The organism is Gemmatimonadaceae bacterium (assembly GCA_020846935.1).
Taxonomy (GTDB): Bacteria; Gemmatimonadota; Gemmatimonadetes; order Gemmatimonadales; family Gemmatimonadaceae; genus RBC101.
The window spans coordinates 392,231-411,018 of the sequence record JADLCY010000002.1 but is presented as its reverse complement, the minus strand read 5'-3'; the positions used below and the strand labels follow the sequence as shown (position 1 = coordinate 411,018).

14 protein-coding genes are annotated in these 18,788 nt (G+C 67.0%); 9 read left to right on the top strand and 5 right to left on the bottom strand.

The genetic code is table 11. The features are described from left to right. Nucleotides 1-76: 76 nt before the first annotated feature. The 4 genes from IT361_05705 to IT361_05690 form a co-directional block, all read right to left on the bottom strand. A complete protein-coding gene (locus IT361_05705; GenBank protein ID MCC6317170.1) occupies nt 77-550 on the bottom strand; it encodes a hypothetical protein in 474 nt (157 codons plus the stop codon). Then, complete coding sequence (locus IT361_05700) at nt 547-1,020, bottom strand: hypothetical protein (GenBank protein ID MCC6317169.1); 474 nt, start codon at nt 1,018-1,020, stop codon at nt 547-549. Before IT361_05700 ends, IT361_05705 begins: the two co-directional genes overlap by 4 nt. A gap of 928 nt (nt 1,021-1,948) precedes the next feature. Beyond that, nucleotides 1,949-3,040, bottom strand: coding sequence for a metallophosphoesterase (locus tag IT361_05695; protein MCC6317168.1), 1,092 nt, complete (start codon nt 3,038-3,040; stop codon nt 1,949-1,951). A gap of 104 nt (nt 3,041-3,144) precedes the next feature. After that, on the bottom strand, nt 3,145-5,469 hold the full coding sequence (locus tag IT361_05690) for a hypothetical protein (protein ID MCC6317167.1): 2,325 nt from the start codon (nt 5,467-5,469) through the stop codon (nt 3,145-3,147). Nucleotides 5,470-5,639: 170 nt separating this feature from the next. Between IT361_05690 and IT361_05685 the strand changes: the two genes are divergently transcribed. The 9 genes from IT361_05685 to IT361_05645 all read left to right on the top strand — a co-directional run bounded on the left by IT361_05685 (nt 5,640) and on the right by IT361_05645 (nt 17,589). Beyond that, complete coding sequence (locus IT361_05685; protein MCC6317166.1) at nt 5,640-7,058, top strand: MATE family efflux transporter; 1,419 nt, start codon at nt 5,640-5,642, stop codon at nt 7,056-7,058. A 262-nt stretch (nt 7,059-7,320) separates the two neighbouring features. Next, entirely contained in the window at nt 7,321-10,542 is a 3,222-nt protein-coding gene (locus tag IT361_05680) for a sialidase (GenBank protein MCC6317165.1), read from the top strand. Continuing rightward, nucleotides 10,542-11,438 (top strand): hypothetical protein, encoded by an 897-nt coding sequence (locus IT361_05675; GenBank protein ID MCC6317164.1) that lies wholly within the window; start codon nt 10,542-10,544, stop codon nt 11,436-11,438. The genes IT361_05680 and IT361_05675 overlap by 1 nt, the downstream gene beginning before the upstream one ends. Continuing rightward, nucleotides 11,435-12,001: a GNAT family N-acetyltransferase gene (locus IT361_05670; protein ID MCC6317163.1), complete on the top strand. Its 567-nt coding sequence runs from the start codon at nt 11,435-11,437 to the stop codon at nt 11,999-12,001. The genes IT361_05675 and IT361_05670 overlap by 4 nt, the downstream gene beginning before the upstream one ends. Before the next feature lie 72 nt (nt 12,002-12,073). Continuing rightward, complete coding sequence (locus tag IT361_05665; protein ID MCC6317162.1) at nt 12,074-13,195, top strand: sulfotransferase domain-containing protein; 1,122 nt, start codon at nt 12,074-12,076, stop codon at nt 13,193-13,195. Nucleotides 13,196-13,210: 15 nt separating this feature from the next. Then, complete coding sequence (locus IT361_05660; GenBank protein ID MCC6317161.1) at nt 13,211-13,462, top strand: hypothetical protein; 252 nt, start codon at nt 13,211-13,213, stop codon at nt 13,460-13,462. Between the two features lie 212 nt (nt 13,463-13,674). Then, complete coding sequence (locus IT361_05655) at nt 13,675-14,697, top strand: hypothetical protein (protein ID MCC6317160.1); 1,023 nt, start codon at nt 13,675-13,677, stop codon at nt 14,695-14,697. 150 nt (nt 14,698-14,847) lie between these two features. Further along, nucleotides 14,848-15,339 carry a (2Fe-2S)-binding protein gene (locus tag IT361_05650; GenBank protein MCC6317159.1) on the top strand — a complete coding sequence of 164 codons (492 nt, stop codon included), beginning with the start codon at nt 14,848-14,850 and terminating at the stop codon, nt 15,337-15,339. Between the two features lie 12 nt (nt 15,340-15,351). After that, the gene (locus tag IT361_05645) at nt 15,352-17,589 is read left to right on the top strand and encodes a xanthine dehydrogenase family protein molybdopterin-binding subunit (GenBank protein MCC6317158.1); all 2,238 of its coding nucleotides are present in this window, start codon (nt 15,352-15,354) and stop codon (nt 17,587-17,589) included. 167 nt (nt 17,590-17,756) lie between these two features. Here IT361_05645 and IT361_05640 read toward each other — a convergent pair whose 3' ends face one another. After that, nucleotides 17,757-18,737, bottom strand: coding sequence for a hypothetical protein (locus IT361_05640; GenBank protein MCC6317157.1), 981 nt, complete (start codon nt 18,735-18,737; stop codon nt 17,757-17,759). Nucleotides 18,738-18,788: the final 51 nt, after the last annotated feature.

Below are 18,788 nucleotides of genomic sequence, written 5' to 3'. Positions count from 1 at the left end.
TGTGCGGCCGACGAGTGCGCCACGGCTGTCGCCACGCAGAGCAGCCAGGACAGGGTTCGCCGAAGAGTCGGTGACATCAGTGCGGTGTTCCCGATGATGCTGAGTCGAGGTTCTGGCTCGCAAGCGCCATCATGGCGCTCGTGAGGTTGGGCGACAGTGGTACGTCCGTGCGCGCCATCGCCAGCAGCTCTCGACCATCAAGCACGAGGAGCAGCGGAGCCTGCGCTCGCAACTTGCTGAAGGAAGACGACAGGTCCACTCGGCCAACGCGGGCACGAATCCGCTCTCTCGTAACCATCTCCCGGAACATGCTGGTGTCGCCATCGACAGCGAGAATGAGTATTCGCAGCTGCGGCAGGTCGTGACTCGCTTGTCGAAGGAGAGCAAGAGGCGTACTGCATCCAAAGCAGTCGTGTTCGCTCGTGATCCAGACGACGGTTCTTCCCGCGCCGACCAGGTGCGCGTCAAGGTCCTCGAATGGCGCATTCGACCTGCAGGCCATCGAAAGGACCGCCAGCCAGCACACGAGCAGCTTCGTCGGAGGGCTCACGGTCGAACTCGGGGCGATGCCACCTGCCACACACTCGGAGACCCGGTCACAGGGTCGGTGAAAACAAGGCCCATCGGCGAAACGAACAAGAGCTGAGCACCGGTCTCGGTGTCCATGGTCACCGTTCCACTCGGTGAGAGGCGGGCCAAGTGCCAGTCCGGTCCATATGAGCCAAACCGGAGGTATTGCACGTAGAGGGCACCGTCGGACGACGAAAACGCCCGCTCGACCCGTGCCCCCGTTTGCAACCACGACCGGAACTCCGGAGAAAGCGGTCCGCTGTTTGGTGCCTCGCCCACGTGATATGAGAATGAGCGGAGCGAGAGTGGCCGCTTGATCGGAACCTGCGCGGTGCCCGGGAAGAGGTACAACGAGTCGGCGAGCGAAAACGTGACGACCAGGGTATCTGCTCTGGCGGCAACGAACGCGCCCCCAGTGGTGGCGACGATGCGACGCGAGGCGTTCCGCACTACAGGGGGCTCGAAGAAGCTCCCAGCCAGACTGTCGCTTTCAGGGCCCCAGCGGTGGAGCAACAGCAGTCGGCCATGAACCATCCTCTGCGTGGAGACAAAGATGGTCTGCCCAATGGCCACCATTGAGTAAATCGGCGAAGGCGAGACTCTGACGCGCCGCACGATGGTACCGGATGCGCTGAACACGGAAATACCTCCTTCAGCATCTCCGACGGCGATCCGGTTGTCGGGAAGTCGAATCGCGGCCAACGGAGGACCGGGAAACTCACCTGGTCCCCCGCCGGCCCTTCCAAAGTACATGAGCAGCCTTCCGTTGAGGTCGTACCTCCTCACCTGGGACTCGCGTGCATCGACGACGAGCACCCCGCCGCGTGCGTCGTTTGATGCGGCCACCGCCACGTTCAGGACGCCTTTAGGCTCCTCCAGGTCCACTCTGGGCCCAAAGGTGAAGTGTTGAGCCAGCCGGGACGCTTGGGCTCCCGTAGCTCGTGCTGAGAGAAGGGTGCTGCAAAGCGCCAGGCACATGTACGAACGGCCGTTCTTCATCAGATCCCGTCACCTCTGGCAGAGCGACCTGAGACTGTCCGTCACTACGCGATCCAGCAGCAGTCGAGGCCGATGCAATCCTGGCCAAGGCACGCCCATTGAAAGAGGATCGGGAGCAGAACGAGATGCTTCGACATACGTACCTCCTTAAGCTGCTCGGGAGTCAGGTATAGCCCAGGCACAGGCCAGCGCCGCCACGATGGGATGTATGCGACACCGCGTCAATAGCCAGTTTGTTGACGCACTCAGTCGGCGGCGACGGGCTCAACTGGAGTTGAGCTGTGCCGTGGTTTCGGACCCCGCAGGAACCATCCTGCACGGAGCAGTCAGACATGCGTGAGTTGCGTGCAATGTGTGTCGCCTGCAGCGCAGCGGAGGTCTAGCGTGCGCCGCGCACGGCTGCGAGCTGCTCGACGTACTGCTGGAGTCGCGATCCCGGCGGATCGAGCGCCGCGGCAGCCTTGAGGTAGGGGAACAGGTCGCCGACCAGCGGCAGGTCGAGCCGGGTGCCACGGTGCATCACGAACGCCGCGCCGCGTTCCACTACGAGGAATGCCGGGGTGCCACCGTAAACCGCTGACAGCCCGACGTCGATCATGATGACCTTGCCGCCGAATCGGGGCATCACGGTCCCGGGCGTCACGGTGTGACCGATGACGATATGCTTCACCCCAAACCGCTGCAGCAGCGTGTCCACCAGTGGCGCGAGCATCGCCTCGTCCCCCGTGGCGAGGCCGCGGTACCACAGGGGCCCCAGCGAATCTTCGGCGATATTGTCGGGCGGTGGAGCCTTGTCGCCGGCGAGCGCGGCGCGCACCGCGGTGTTCAGTTCGTCCAGGCTCATGCCGGAGTACTTCGATGACAGGCCGCCGTGCAGGAACAGCATGTCGTTGATCCGGATCACCGCGTCGTGCGTCCGGATCCAGGTGCCGTACTTCCCGTTGCCTTCGAAGGCAAACCGCTGCTCGACCCAGCCCGGTGGATGTTCGTCGAACCACATCTTGCGATAGGCACTATCGCCACGCCGCGCAGAGTCCGACAACACCTGCCACGCCCGCTCCTGCAGCGCGGACCAGTTGCCCGACTTGTACGACGCGTACTCACCGGCCGACACGTAGCGCAGGTCGCCGAGGATGTTCATGGCCTCGTGGTTGCCGATCAACGGGATGACGCGCCCGCCGGCCTTCCGGGCCGGGCCCGAGAGGGCCATCAGCAGGTCCATCACTTTGCGTGACGCCGGACCGCGATCCAGCACGTCGCCCGTCTGGACCAGGAAGGTGCGTCCGCCGGTCCAACGGGCCTTGCTGTCGATCACGCCGGCCTCCCGCAGCACCAGGACAAACTGTTCGTAGTCCCCGTGCACGTCGCCCACCGCCACGATGCGCTCGACGTTGTCGAACGTATCCTGCGCGCGCACCGTCGCCGGGAGCATGGCGAGGCACGCCAGCACGACGACGCGCAGCGTGTGCACGGAAAGCCTCCGAAAGGAACGTCCTATGGTAGCGCGCGGCGTGATGCGCCGCGAGCAACGAGTTCAGCGGGTACCGCGACAGGCCCCGGGTGTACCGGAACCGGTCAGCGAGGAGCCGGCTTGACCCCCAGCTCGTCGGTGATACCCGTCGTCGCGCCCGGAGGTGCCTGGCGCGCGCCGGAACCCTGGCGACGAGGACGTAGTTCCAGCACCATCGCCTGGAGCGGAGCGAGGTGCAGCGTCATCGTGCGCGGACCGTTACCCAGGCTTTCGACGGCGTGACGGCCCGTGGCATCGTGCCGGGTGATCGACACAGAACGCGGCAGCCCAAACGCCGACGGGTCGAGGTCGAGCGTGAACGTGACGGTGTCTTCGGAGATGCTCGCGAGCGCGAGGGCGACACGCCCATCGCGTGCGCGCCAGGCGCCCGAGAGCACGTCCGGCGTTCGCACCGTGGCTTCGGATGCGCCGCCGCGCCGCGCGGCGTAGATCGACACGCGCGACATCAGGATCGTCCGCTCGCTCACCCCAAGGCGCGGTGCGCGCAGCATCGTCCCGCGCTGGAAGAAGTCGAGCAGGTCGTAACGCAATCGAGCGAGGTGCTCGAGGTAGTCGATCTGTCGGCGACGCGCCGAGAGCTGCTCCGGCAGAAAGTTCGCGATCGTTGGCTGCATGCCCCAGACGAACATGCGCGCCTGCTCCAGGTAGTACTGCGAGCGATACTTCAGGTCGAGCAGCGTCATCGCGTTCGCCGGACGCGTGCTGTCGGGCCACAGGTCGTCGTATGGCGGCCAGGTGAGTGACCCGTAGGTACCGTACGTCAGGGCATACGGGTGATACACGGCCTGGAAGAACGGAATGACCTCCCAGCCGCTGGCCGGATCGATGTAGCGCTCCTGGCTCACCTGCAACGTGAGGAAGGCGTCGAGGTCGGGGAGCCAGCTTTCACCACCACCCTCGCCGGCGTACGCGAGTGGCTTGCCCGCGGTTCGCCGCCGCAGGTCACGCGCGAGCGAGCGAAAGCCGTCCATCCAGTAGTGCCCACCGCCCACCGGATGGCCGTGGTCCGGACTCCAGCACAACAGGCTCAGGACCGCCTGATCCATGTAGAGTCCGTCGATGCCGTACTGGTGCACTACGGTGACTGCGATGCCCGCGTACTTGTCGCGCCAGAACGATGTGGCGATGTCCATCGGCGCGCAGGGCTGCGGATCGAACACGTTGTACGTCTCGCGCCGCACCGTCCCATCGCGCTCGCGCACAGCAAAACGTTCGGCGCCCTCGCGTACCCAGCTCGGCGTGTTCACGCACCAGAGCCGCTGGTTCATGTACACGATGGCGTGGAGCTTCTCCTCGTGCGCCTTCGCGACGGCCTGCGTGAACGCCTCGGCGCCCTCGCGGGGCGGGAGGTAATCGGGGAAGCTCGTGTCGTATGGGCCACCGTGCCACCAATGCCAGAACACGGAAACCGGCAGACCAGCGTCACGCTGGAGCGCGGCGGCCGGCTCGAGCACTACCGGCGAGCGGCCACGGTTCCATACCCAGATTCCCGTCTCACGCACCCATGCCGGCGACGTGCCGTTCGCCAGTCGACTCTCGCGAGCCCAGTACTGCCGCGTTCCCCACGAGCGATAGCGCTCCGCCGCGGCAAACCAGCCGTCTTGGGTCACGCCGACGATCGCGGCGTAGGTCGGCGCGTAGGTCGAGCGCTTGGCCGGATCTGATGGCACGTGCACCATGTCGTAGCCGACGCGGCCGTCACGCGTCCCCCAGAACGCGAAGCTCTTGCGATACGCGGCGGTGTCATCGGCGGCGAGGTAGAGCCCTCGACCAGCGCTGGTCGTGAACGACAGTGCCTGCAGTGACAACTGCCCCGGATAGCTCCACTCGAGGCGACGGCCCAGACCATCAGGGCCCGCGAGCAATCGCCGAAGTTCGCGCGTGCGCTGGCCCATCCATTGTGGTACGGCGAGTTCCTCCCCATCGCCGGACGCGGCGATCCCCGTGATCCGCGGGAAATGCACGCCTTCGACATCGAGCCCGTCGATGCCGTCGAGCCGGATGCGCCACGCGCTGGTCGAGTCGCGACGAAGCCGCACGGTCGCGACGACGCGCAGCCTCGTGGCGGGCGCCGCAAAGCGGTCCCATGTGAGCTCAAGGCCCTGACCCGTGCGACGCCAGGTGAAGCGGCCGGCCGCTTGCGCGGCGATCGGCGTGGCGCCAGGTGCGCGATCGAGGAGCCACAGGCCAACCGAGTCCCGTGCGGCGCCCGCGAGCGCGCGACGCTCGCCGTCCGAGAGTTCGATGAGGTGTCCGTCGTCGGGCGAGAGTGTGAGGACGATCCCCGGCCTCCGGAGACGAGGAGTGGCGGTCTGGGCCAGGGTGGCCACCGGGGCCAGCAGGAGCACGAAAGTGAGTACACGACGCATGTCGACAGCATAGCGTGCGGACGGGGCGCGTGTCTGTCGGGGGCAGGTTCGCGCGACGCAAGGAGGGGACTGCCCTTCAATCTGCCGTGCCTCGGATGTTGCTTTCCCCGCCGATCCGCGGCATGGCCGCGCGGACGTCCCGCATCGCCGCGCCCGGTCCTCATGCCCGCATGACCCAGAAACCCAGACAGAAGTCGTTCGATCGTTCGATCGTGGAAGGTCCGATCGCCGCGGCCGTCGGAAAGCTCGCGTGGCCCACGGTGCTGCAGAACGTGATCGGCGGCATGCAGGGCGTCGTCGACCACGCACTCGTGGGCCACTACGTGGGTTTCACCGGCAACGCCGCGGTTGGCGTCTCGCTGCAGATCTTCATCGTGGTGATCGTGTTCGTGATGTCGCTGTACACGGGCATGGGCGTGCTCGTGTCGCGCGCGACGGGAGCCGGCGACCACGAGACGGTGAACCGCGTGGTGTATCAGGGCTTCCTCGCCTCGCTGATGCTCTCGCTGCTCGTGCTCGCGCCCATCGGCTGGTTCGCGGCGCCGTGGCTGCTCGAGCTGGTGAACGCGACGGCGGAGGTGCGCGAGGAGGCGTTGCCCTTCCTGCGCACGATGCTGGTGGGCGGGATCGGGATGATGATGTTCTTCATGCTCGGCGGCGCCCTGCGGGCGGCCGGTGATGCGCGCACGCCCCTCCGGCTCGGCGTGGCCATGACCGCGCTCAACATCGGGCTCAACGTGGCGCTCATCACCGGACTCGGCCCGCTCCCCGCGTTAGGCACGGTTGGCGCTGCCGTGGGCACCGTCATCGCCGGCGTCCTCGTCAGCGGGACGGGCTTTGCGCTCCTGCTCTCGGGGCGCCTCGTCGTCGCCTGGCACCGTGGCATGGACTGGCGCCCCGACTGGGTGATCATCCGGCAGATCTTCCGCTTTGGCCTGCCCACCGGGCTCCAGGGGATCGCCATGAACATCGCCGGGATCATGCTGCTGCGTTTCATCGGCTCGCTGCCGCTCAGCGCCCAGACGCAGGCGGCCTACGCGATCGGGTACACGGAGCTGTTCTCTTTCATTACCTGGACCTCGGTCGGGCTCATGGGCGCCGCCGCCGCCGTCGCCGGGCAAAACCTCGGCGCCAATCAGCCCGATCGCGCCGAGCGCGCCGTCAACATCGCGGCCCGGTTCGGACTCGGCATTGCTGCGTTTGTCGGCCTGTTCTTTCTCGCGATCCCCAACCAGCTGTACGGCATCTTCGGCATGCAGGACGCGCTCGTCGTGGGCATCGGTCGCGAACTGCTGCGCTGGCTCAGCCTGTCGGGCCTGTTCATTACCGTCGCGCTCACGTTCACGGGCGGGCTTCAGGGGACTGGCGACACCAAGGGCCCCCTCTACATCTCGATCATTTCGCAGATCGGCGTGCCGCTCGGCATCTGTGCCGTGCTGCAGGCCACCACCGGACTCAGCGCCACGGGCATCTGGATCGCGATCGTGGTCGGCCACATGACGCGCGCCGCGCTCACGGTGGCGCGGTTCCGGCGCGGCAAGTGGCGCACGATCGACATCGGCCTGCCGAGCGGGCGCGCGGCGAGCTGATCGTCCGCTCGCCGGCCTCGCAGCAGGGCACCGTAAGGGGCGAATACCGAATGGGCGACCGGTGGCGGCGTCCTGGTGGACGGCAAACGCGTCGCCAACCAGTGCCTGCCGGCACGAAAGCGTTCGGAAGAACGGCCGCGAGCGGGGATCCGATCCATGCCCTGCCCGCGGCCGCAGCGCCTGCTCGCCGCGCCGTGGCGCCCCTATCCGCGCACAGCGCGGGCCGGTAGCGTAGGCGCCATCCTCTCGCGGAGAGTTCGTCATGCGGTGGACGATGCGTGTTCCGGTGGCGTGTGTGTTGTCCCTGGCGCCCATGCTCGGGCCCGCGCAGCCGACAGCGGCGCGCATTCCCGCTGAAGCCTTCGCCGCATTTCACTGGCGGACCATCGGTCCCGAGGGCAACCGCTTCACCTCAGCGGTCGGCATTCCCGGCGACCACCTCACCTACTACGTCGGTTCGGCGTCGGGCGGCGTGTGGAAGACCACCGACGGCGGCGTGAACTGGGACCCGATGTTCGACCGTGAGGAGGTGCAATCCATCGGCGCGCTCGCCATCGCGCGATCCGATCCCAACGTGGTGTGGGCGGGCACGGGTGAAGCGCACATCCGCTCCCACATCTCGGTGGGGCAGGGCATCTACAAGTCGGTCGATGCGGGTCGAACGTGGACGCGCATGGGGCTCGAGCGCACCGGACGCATCGCACGCATCGTGGTCCATCCCACCAACCCTGATGTGGTCATGGCTTGCGCGCTCGGCCACGCCTACGGACCACAGCCGGAGCGCGGCATCTTCCGGTCGACCGACGGAGGCGCGTCGTGGACGAAGGTCCTGTTCGTCGACGAGAACACCGGCTGCTCCGATCTTGCGATGGATGCGCGCAATCCGCGTGTGCTGTTCGCCGGCATGTGGCAGATCGAGATCCATACGTGGGGTCGCACGAGCGGAGGCCCAGGCAGCGGCCTGTTTGTCTCCCGCGATGGCGGCGTCACCTGGTCCCGCCTCACCGGCCGTGGCCTGCCGACGAAGCCGGTGGGCAAGGTGGCCGTGGCGATCTCCGCGTCGAATCCCGATCGCGTGTATGCCCTCATCGAGACGGGCGACGGCATTCCCTGGGAGGGCCGCGACACCGAATCCGGCCAACTGTGGCGGAGCGATGACGGTGGGAACGCGTGGACCCTCACCACGCGCGACCGCAACGCCATGGGCCGCGCCCACTACTACTCGCGGATGGCCGTCGCGCCCGACGATCCGGACGAGACGTATTTCCTGACGGCCTCGTACGCGAAGTCGATCGACGGTGGCCGCACCCTCACGGTGCTCCCGCGTGCCCAGGCGCCCGGCGGCGATCACCACGACATCTGGATCGATCCGACCAATGCTCAGCGGATGATCGTGGCCCACGACCAGGGTCTGTCGATCACGCAGAACCGTGGCCGCACGTGGTTCAGGCAGCGGCTGGCCAACGCGCAGATCTACCACGTCACCGTGGACAACGAGATCCCCTACAACGTCCTCGGCAACAAGCAGGACGAGCCGTCCTACCGCGGCCCCTCTAACAGCCGAGTGCAGGGGTTCGGTGGAGGGGGCGGGATCTCCCGCGGGATGTGGCACTCCGTTGGCGGCGGCGAAAGCGGGTGGGCAACGCCGGACCCCAAGAACAGCAACCTGATCTGGTCCACGGCTTCCGGTTCCGGCATGGTGGGCGGCATCGTCGTGCGCTTCGAAGAGGACCGCCGCCAGTTCCGGAACGTCGAGGTGTGGCCGAACCAGTCCAACGGGCCGGCCTCCGGTGTGCGCTATCGGTTCGTGTGGGACGCGCCGCTACAGATCTCGCCGCACGACAACAACACGATCTACGTCGGGAGCCAGCACGTGCACCGCACGCAGGACGGCGGACAGAGCTGGCAGGTGATCTCGCCCGACCTGACGCTGAATGATCGCAGTCGCATGGGCGTGTCCGGCGGGCTCACGCCCGACAACATCGGCGTGGAGTATGCGGGCGTGGTGTATGGCATCGCCGAATCGCCGCGCGAGAAGGGACTGATCTGGGTGGGCACCAACGACGGTCTCGTGCAGCTCACGCGCGACAACGGCGCGACGTGGACCAACCTGACGCGCAACATCCCCAATCTTCCGCCGTGGGGCTCGGTGCGCAGCATCGCTCCTTCGCGCTGGGACGCGGGCACGGCATGGATCACGATCGACTTTCATCAGGTGAACAATCGCGATCCCTACATCTACCGGACGCGCGACTACGGACGCACCTGGTCGCTCGTGGTGAACGGGATCCCGAAGAGCATGCTCAGCTACGCAAAGATCATCATCGAGGATCCCGTGCGGCGCGGTCTGCTCTACGCGGGGACGGAGAACGGGATCTACGTCTCCTTTGACGAAGGCGACCTGTGGCAGCCCCTGCAGAACGACATGCCACGCGCCCCCGTCTCCGGCATCGTCGTGCAGGAGCACTTCAACGATCTGGTCGTATCCACGTATGGTCGCGGCTTCTGGATCATGGACGACATCACGCCCCTGAGGCTGCTGACTCCCCAGGTCCTCGCCAGCGCGTCGCATCTGTTTACGGTGCGGGATGCGTATCGCTTTCGACCAATCACCGCGCCATCCACCACCTATGACGACCCGACCACGGGCGAAAACCCGCGGTACGGCGCGTCGATCAACTACTATCTCAAGACGCCGGCATCGCGACCGGTCCGCGTGGTGATCACCGATGCGCAGGGCGCCACCGTCCGCACCCTGGCCGGGACCAGGGCCGCCGGTGTGAACCGCGTGTATTGGGATCTCCGCTACGAACCGTCTGCCGAAGTCCGCCTGCAGACGAGCCCCATGTACGCGCCGCACATTGTGCCGGGCCCGGAGGGTCGCGTCGCGCCCGGCACCAATCGCCTGAGCATTCTCGCGCCACCGGGGACGTATACCGTAAAGCTCATTGTGGACGGGCGCGAAGAAACGCAGCCACTCGTCGTCCTCAAGGATCCGCACTCCGGCGGCACGGAGGGCGACATCGCCGAGCAGGTCCGCGAACTCACGGGCCTCGGTCGCGACCTCAACGAGGCCGCGGACGCCGTGCATCGCATCGAGTCGGTGCGCGTGCAGCTCGAGGCGATCCAGCGATCCGTTGACGACGCTACGGTACGCCGGGCCGCGGATTCGCTGGCGCAGAAGCTCATCGATCTCGAGCTGAATCTGGTGGAGCTGCGCATGACCGGCGACGGCCAGGACGGCGTGCGTTTCGCTGCGAAGCTGATCTCCAAACTTGGCTACCTCGCCAACGGCATGGCGGCGAGCGACCACCGTCCGACGTCGCAGCACGTGGAGGTGAAAGGCATCCTGCACGGCGAACTCGAAGGACACCTCGGCGCGCTCGACACGTTGTTCTCGCGTGATGTCGCCGCGTTCAATGCGCTGCTCCGTTCGCGCAACGTGCCGAACATCGTCGCCCGCTTGCGTGGCCCGATAAGTTGATGATCGTGAAGACAGTCGGGTTTCTCTTCTTGGTGATGATCGCCGGCCTGGCGATCCTTCTGCTTGTCGCCAGCGCGCGCTGGAACGGCGTTTCTGACGATGTGCGCGCGCAGCTCATGGTCGGGAGTCGCGCAGACCCTGGCACGGTCTCGTTCGGGGCGGCGTTCGACTCGCTGCCGGGGCCCGTGCAGCGGTACCTGCGCACGGTGCTCCGTGAGGGGCGTCCGGTGATTTCCCGTGTACGCGTCGAGGAGGAGGGCACGTTCCTCACCCGACCGGAGCGCGACGTCTGGGGCGCGTTCTCGGCGATGCACGACATCGTGTCGCAGCCTGCAGGGTTCCTGTGGGATGCGCGTATTTCGATGGGTCCCGGCATCACGGTCCGCGTGCGGGACGCGTTCGTCGACGGCGCGGGTTCGATGTTTGGCAGCATTCACGGGGTCATTCGCGTGGTGAACATGGCGGACAGTCCCGAACTCTCCGTCGCGGCGCTTCAGCGTTGGCTTGCTGAATCCGTCTGGATTCCGACCGCGCTGCTCCCCGAGAACGGGGTGCGATGGACCGCGCTCACCGATTCGAGTGCACGCGCCTCCGTCACGTCAGGGCCGACCACCGCCTCGCTCGACTTCTTCTTCGATGCGAGCACTGGGCTGGTGACACGCGTGTACTCGGCCAGTCGCGGTCGAGCGGTGAACGGAGCCATGGAGCCGACGCCCTGGGAAGGTCGGTGGTTCGACTGGTCTGAGCGAGACGGCGTGACGGTCCCGGGCGCTGGCGAAGTGGCGTGGCTCCTCCAGGCAGGTCCGCAGGCGTATTGGCGCGGACGGGTTGCGGCGTACGCGGTGCCGGCCGAGGCCGTGCGCCCCGCTGGCGCGGGCGCCGACGCACGCCGGTGAATGTCGCAAGGCTGATTGTGCACGAGCCCGCGGGACCGATCGGCAGCTTTCGTCGCGGCGAACCGCGGGACGCCGCTGCGCTGGCCGCGTTCGCCGCTCGCACGTTTCGCGAGACCTTTGGGCATTCGGCGAGCGCCGCCGACCTCGACGCACACGAAGCGGCGGCGTACGGGACCGCGCAGCAGGAGCGCGAACTTGTCGATCCTGACACCATCACCATCCTCATTGAACACGAAGGCAGCCTGCTCGGCTTTGCGCAGGTTCGTCGCGCGTCGCCGCCGGAGTGTGCGGCGATCACCGATGCGATCGAACTGCACCGCTTCTATGTGGATCGGCCATGGCACGGGCGTGGTCTCGCACCGCGACTCATGTCCGAAGTGCGCCGCGCCGCGCGCGAACTCGGTGGCTCGGCGCTCTGGCTCGGTGTGTGGGAGCACAACGCGCGTGCCATCGCCTTCTACCGCAAGAGCGGCTACGAGGATCGTGGGTCGACCGACTACTGGGTAGGTCCCGATCGTCAGACGGATCGGGTGATGGTCGCCGTGCTGGGATCCGGCGAATAGCGCCCCGACGCTAAGTTTCCCGCGCGCCCGCCGCGTCCGCGACGGGCCTGCGACCCCGTCCCCGTTCAGGCCATGACCATCGTCTGGTGGATCGTCGGCATCCTCGTCTTGCTGTTCGTGGTGTACATCGGGTACGGCGTGTACCTGGCCACGGTGCTCAAGTGGGAAGACGAGCAGACCGTCGGGCTCAACTACTACGGCCTTCCCCCGGCGGGCCGCGCCGCCTTCAAGGCGCAACTCCGCGCCCACGCGCGACGTCTCGCGCCGATGCTCCGCCTCAACGCTCGGCTCGCACGCCTGGACTTCGCCCGCGCTCGCATTCAGCTGGATGGCGTGTCGGGACCGACCGGCAGCTGCAGCGTCGAGAGCTTTGCCGCCGCCAAGGCGTATGAGCCGCGACCCGAAGACGTGTTTGTCGTCACGCAGATGAAGTGCGGCACGACGTGGATGCAGAACGTGGTGTACGAGGTACTGAACCGCGGCCACGGCGACCTCGTGGAAACGGGGAAGGCGATGTACGCGCTCTCCCCGTGGCTCGAAGGGCGAAAGAGCGTGCCCATGGCCCTCGCCTCCCCGATCGGTACCGAACGCCCCTCGCGCATCATCAAGACGCACATGCCGGTGGCGCTCTGCCCGTTCAATGCGCGCGCGAAATACATCTACGTGGCGCGGCACCCGGTCTCGTGCTTCGCGAGCTGCATCGACTTCGTCGACACGAACGTCGGCGGTATGTCGCCGGAACTGCCGGCCTTCGAAGCGTGGTACACGTCCCGCGACCTCATGTGGTGGGGCACGTGGCCGGATCACGTGAAGGGCTGGTGGGACCGGTCCAAACAGCATCCCAATGTGCTGTTCGTCTTCTTCGAAGACATGAAGCGCGACCTCGGCGCGGTCACCAGGCGCGTCGCGGAGTTCCTGGATGTGGCTCCGTTGAGTGACTCGGAGCTGGTCGCCGTGGTGCGCAAGTGCGGCTTTGCCTACATGCAGGAACACCAGGACAACTTCGAGATGCATCCGCCGCACATCCTCCAGACGAACGCGGAACTGTTCGTCGCGGGGACGGCCGACCGCTACAAGAACGTGCCAGCCGATATCCGCGCGCGTGTGGCGGCGTGGGTGGCGCAGGAGATGGCGGCCAGCGACTTCCCGCTGGCCCGGTACTATCCCGATGTCGTGCCGGAGCCGAAGCGTTAGGCGCGGACCAACGACATGAGGCAGGCCATCTCGCTCTTCGGCGCACTCCTCATTCTCGTGCCGTTCGCCGCCAATCAGCTTGGGCGCATGGCGAGCGACTCGCGCGCGTTCCAGCTCCTCAACGCCGTCGGCGCGGGCATCCTCACCGTGATTGCGCTGCTCGAGCGCCAGTGGGGGTTTGTGCTGCTGGAGGGGACGTGGTCCCTGGTCAGCGTGGTGGGCATGGTTCGCACATTGCGCCAACCCGGGGGCCGGGCTCAGGAATAGCGCCGAGGTCAAATTGGCTTCGCTGACGGCACCGCGCCGGCCGCACGCGACGCCGTGGTTCTCGGCACGGCCGCGGCGGTTCCCGGTTCCGGCACCCGAGGGAGGGCGAGCGCGGCCGCTCCTCGCTCGGGCCGCTGCGGCCCGCACCCGTTGCCCAACTCCCTCCCGTGCTCGAACTTCCCCCCGTCCTCGTCCCGGTCCCGGCCGCCCGAATGCTTCGACACAGCCTCGTCCTCAGCGCCCTCGCCGCCGCGCCGCTCGCTGCGCAGGTGAAGCCGGTGAACGATCTGCCCAATCCCTACGTGACGGTCGAGAGCTGGGCGAAGATGCCCGAGGGTCGCACCTGGGGCTCCACGAGTGCGGTCTCGATCGCGCCCGATGGCCGCAGCGTCTGGGTGTTCGAACGCTGCGGCCAGAACTCGTGCGCCGATTCCGACCTCGACCCCATTCTGCACTTTGACGCCGACGGCAAGCTCGTGAAGGCGTTCGGCAAGGGCATGTTCATTTTTCCGCACGGCATCGAGGTGGACCGCGAGGGCAACGTGTGGGTCGTGGATTGTGCCTGCATCGGTCGTCGGCCGGACTCACTGCCGCCCAAGGGCCATCAGGTCTTCAAGTTCAGCCCCGACGGCAAGCTCCTGATGACCCTGGGCAAACCCGGCGGCGGCAAGGGCGCCGACTATTTCTGGCAGCCGAACGACGTGCTCGTGGCGCCCAACGGCGACATCTATGTAGCCGAGGGTCACTCGTCCGCGGCCGATGCCAACGCGCGCATCATTCGGTTCGACCGCACGGGAAAGTTCCTCGCCGCGTGGGGCACGAAGGGGTCTGGCCGCGGGCAGCTGGACCAGCCGCACACCATGGCCATGGACTCGCAGGGTCGGTTGTTTGTTGGCGACCGGAGCAACAACCGCATTGTCATCTACGACACGAAGGGCACGGTCCTCGACGAGTGGTATCAGTTCTCGCGCCCCAGCGGCATCTGGATCGACGCGAGCGACAACCTGTATGCAGCGGACTCGGAGTCCGGGTCGGTCTCGCGTACCCGAACCGACTGGAAGCGTGGCATGCGGATCGGGTCGGCAAGGACCGGAGAAGTGAAGTTCTTTATCCCGGATCCGGCCGAGAACCCGCCGAGCACCAGCGCGGCGGAAGGCGTGGCGGTCGACCGGAACGGGGTGATCTATGGCGCCGAGGTGGGTCCCAAGGCCCTCAAGCGGTACGTGAAGAAATAGGGTGACCCGGGGTCGAGCGCTGCGGATCGGTTGACGCCGGTCGGCAGCGCTTTTTTTCGGCCCGGTTGCGTTGTGCCTCTGGTCCGGGCGGCTCCCCGGACCGTATCGTTCCGGTCTGCCGTCCAGCCAACCGCCGGCCAAGGAGTCACCATGAAGGTCTCGTTCAAGGTCAATGGGAAACCCACGACCGTCGATGTCGCGGCCGATATGCCGCTGCTCTGGATCCTGCGGGACGTGCTCGACCTCAAGGGCACCAAGTTCGGGTGCGGGATTGCGCAATGCGGCGCGTGCACGGTGCACGTGAAGGGCGTCGCCACCAAGTCGTGCCAGTTGCCGGCCTCGCGCCTCGCGGGCGCGGACGTCGTCACCATCGAGGGCCTCACGCCGGACGGTGGCCACGCGTTGCAGCAGGCCTGGATCCAGCACGACGTGCCACAATGCGGGTACTGCCAGGCCGGCCAGATCATGTCGGCGGCCGCGTTACTCGCGAAGAAGCCTCGGCCCACCGATGCGGACATTGATTCGGCGATGAACGGCAACCTCTGCCGGTGCGGGACGTACACGCGCATCCGCGCTGCCATCCACACCGCGGCGGGCACCGCGACCACCGACGGGGCTGCCAACGGCAGCCGCGACGAGTAGGAGGAACCGACCATGACCACCATGTTCCGCGCCGATCGACGTGAGTTCCTCCGCGTGAGTGCCATCGCCGGCGGCGGTCTGCTGCTCGGTACCTACATCGAGGGAGCGAGTGCTGCCGAGGCCTTCGCGTCCGGCACACGTGGCACCGCCCTCGCGGACTTCGCGCCGAACGCGTTCATCCGCATGACGCCGGACGGCATCGTCACCATCGTCGGCAAGAACCCGGAGATCGGTCAGGGCGTGAAGAACATGCTCCCGATGCTGATCGCCGAAGAACTCGACGTGGAGTGGAAGAACGTCCGCGTGGTGCAGGGCGACCTGGACACCACGAAGTTCGAGGCGCAGTTCGCCGGAGGGTCGACGGCAACGCCAACGAACTGGTTGCCCATGCGTCGCGTGGGCGCCGCAGGTCGCGCCGTCCTTGTCGCCGCCGCCGCCGAAACGTGGGGTGTTCCGGCGAGCGAGTGCACGACCGCGGCCGGTGTGGTGCATCACCGGGCCTCGGGCAAGCAGGCCCCGTACACGGAGCTGCTGGCCAGGGCGGCGACCATGACGGCGCCGGCGCTGAACACGGTCGCGCTCAAGGATCCCAAGGACTTCACGATCATCGGCAAGACCACGCGCGGCGTCGACGTCCCGGCGATCGTGACCGGCAAGCCGCTGTTCGGCATCGACGTCACGGTCCCGGGCATGCTGTACGCCGTGTATCAGAAATGCCCGGTGTTCGCGGGCAAGGCGACGTCAGCCAATCTCGATGCCATCAAGGCGATCCCGGGGGTGAAACACGCGTTCATCCTCGAAGGCACCAGCAACCTGGCCGGCCTCGTGGGAGGCGTGGCGATCGTTGCGGACAGCTGGTGGACGGCGCAGTCCGCGCGCAAGCAGCTCAAGGTCACCTGGAATGAAGGCGCCACGGCGTCGCAGTCGAGCGCCGGGTTCCAGGCACAGAGCGAGGCACTGGCCGCGCAGGCGCCTCAGCGCTCCCTCCGCAAGGACGGGGATGTGGCCGCCGCGTTCGGTGCGGCGGGCGTGAAGGTCGTCAAGGCCGCGTACTACTACCCGTTCATCTCGCACGCCACGCTCGAACCGCAGAACTGCACCGCGCACTGGTCCAACGGCAAGATGGAGATCTGGTGCCCGAGTCAGACTCCCGCCGGCGGCCGAACGCTCGTCGCGCGCACGTTAGGCATCCCGGAAGAGGCGATCACGGTCCACCTCACCCGCATGGGCGGTGGCTTTGGCCGGCGTCTGTACAACGAACCGATGGTGGAAGCTGCGGCCATCGCGAAGGAAGTTGGCGTGCCGGTCAAGCTGGTCTGGTCACGTGAAGACGACATGACCTACGATCAGTACCGATCCGCGGGATGGCACTACTTCACCGGCGCGGTCGACGGGAGCGGCAAGCTCGTGGGCTGGCGCGACCACTTCGTCTCGTTCGGTGAAGGCAACAACTTTGCGCCGAGTGCGGGCATGGGTGGGGCGGACTTCCCGGCGCGCTTCGTCCCCAACTTTGCGCTCGACGCCTCGGTCATGCCGCTCGGCGTGCCCACGGGCGCGCTGCGCGCCCCCGGCAGCAACGGCATCGCCTACGCCGTGCAGTCGTTCATCGACGAGATGGCCGAGGCGGCCGGCAAGGATCCGCTGCAGTTCCGCATCGACATCCTCTCCAACCAGGCCGTGCCGGACCCGGCGCCTGCCCAGGGTCAGCAGGGTCCACAGAACCTGCTCGACGCGCGGCGCATGATCGGCGTGCTCGAACTCGTCCGCGAGAAGTCCGGCTGGGGGAAGCCGCTACCGAAAGGCACTGGGATGGGTGTTGCGTTCCACTACTCCCATCGTGGACACTTCGCCGAAGTCGTGCAGGCGACGGTCGCAAAGGACGGCGAACTCAAGGTGGACAAGGTCTGGGTTGCCGGCGACATCGGAAGTGTCGTCATCAATCCCTCGAACGCGGAGAATCAGACGCAGGGCGCCGTGATCGACGGGATCGCCGAGGCCCTGGGCCAGGAGATCACCATCGAGAATGGCCGCGCGGTGCAGACCAACTTCAATCGGTTCCCGCTGATCCGGCTCCGCGAGTCACCGCCGGTCGAAGTGCATTTCCGCATCACCGAGTTTGCGCCCACGGGCCTGGGCGAGCCTGCGTTGCCGCCGGTGGTGCCTGCGCTCTGCCGCGCCATCAAGCAGGCGACGGGAAAACGTGTTCGGACCCTGCCGCTCTCGAAGCACGACCTGAGCTGGAAGGCCTGAACGTGGCCTCCGCGGCACGTAGGTGACAGAACGGCGCCTCACACGGGCGCCGTTTCTGTAACGGTCGATCTGCGCGTCCGGAGGTCGTACCCGCTGCTCCGCAACGGGCATCAGCGCTGCAAACGAAAACGGCGCCCTGTGACGGGCGCCGTTCATTGTTGTCGAGTTCAGCAGCCCGGATCCCAGTACACGGCCTGGTTGGCGAAGATCGCGGGGTTGTAGCTGCTGCCGACCACCAGGCCGCACGTCGCGCTGTTGTACGCCTGCGCACCCTGCGCGCCGGCCGGCGCGGGCAGGAACGTGATTGCACCACTGCGATCGGCGACAAACGCGTCCATGGTGCCGTAAAGCACAGCGCTCATGCCCCCGGAGATCGTGCCGCCTGGATGAATACCGTTGGCGATGCCACCGGCCCCCATGATGCGCGCGAGATGCGGATTGCCCCACGCCGGCCGGCCGTTGCGGTCCGTGCCCACCGTGCCATAGCCGGCGTCCACCGCCCATGGATCGATCCCCTTGAGACGCGTAACAACCCAACCTGTGGAACGCAGGCGCCACATCACGCCGCCCGAACCGCTCAGGCCGACGACGACGCGGTCGTTGTTGATGCCCGTGGCCTGCGTCCACGTGGCCCCCCGTGGCATCGGCAACACGGTGAACGTGCCGGTCGTGGCCTCCCAGTAGAACGCCTGGTACACGCCGTTCACGTTGATCGAACCCACGGCCTCGGCGCGGTCGTTCATGTCCCACACCCAGCCGAACTCGGGCCGCAGGATGGGAGCGGACGTCGGTCGCAGCCAGATCGCCGGGTTCTGCCAGGTCCCATACACCCATCCTGCGGCTGCTGCCGAGGCATTGACCGCTCGCGCTTCCGCGCGCGTGCCGCCGGCTTTGTTGAGCCAATACGTGCCGCCATGCAGATCCAGGAGAACCGCGTCGTCGCCCGCGAAGCCGACCATGTGCCCGCGATCGTTCACGTCGAGGAGCTCGGAGTGCTGGCCGGGAAACGGAACCTTGGGCCCATTGTACGACCACGGCGGCAGCAGCGCTGCGGCAGGCGTGGTGACCAGGCTCGACGGCGAGGCCGTGGGCTCCGAGCAGGCGAGGGTGACGAGGAGGGTGAGGGCGAGGACCGAGCGAATGCGCATGAGTACGGGTAAGGTCGTCCGAGTAACGCCAGGCGCCGTCGGAGTTTCTCA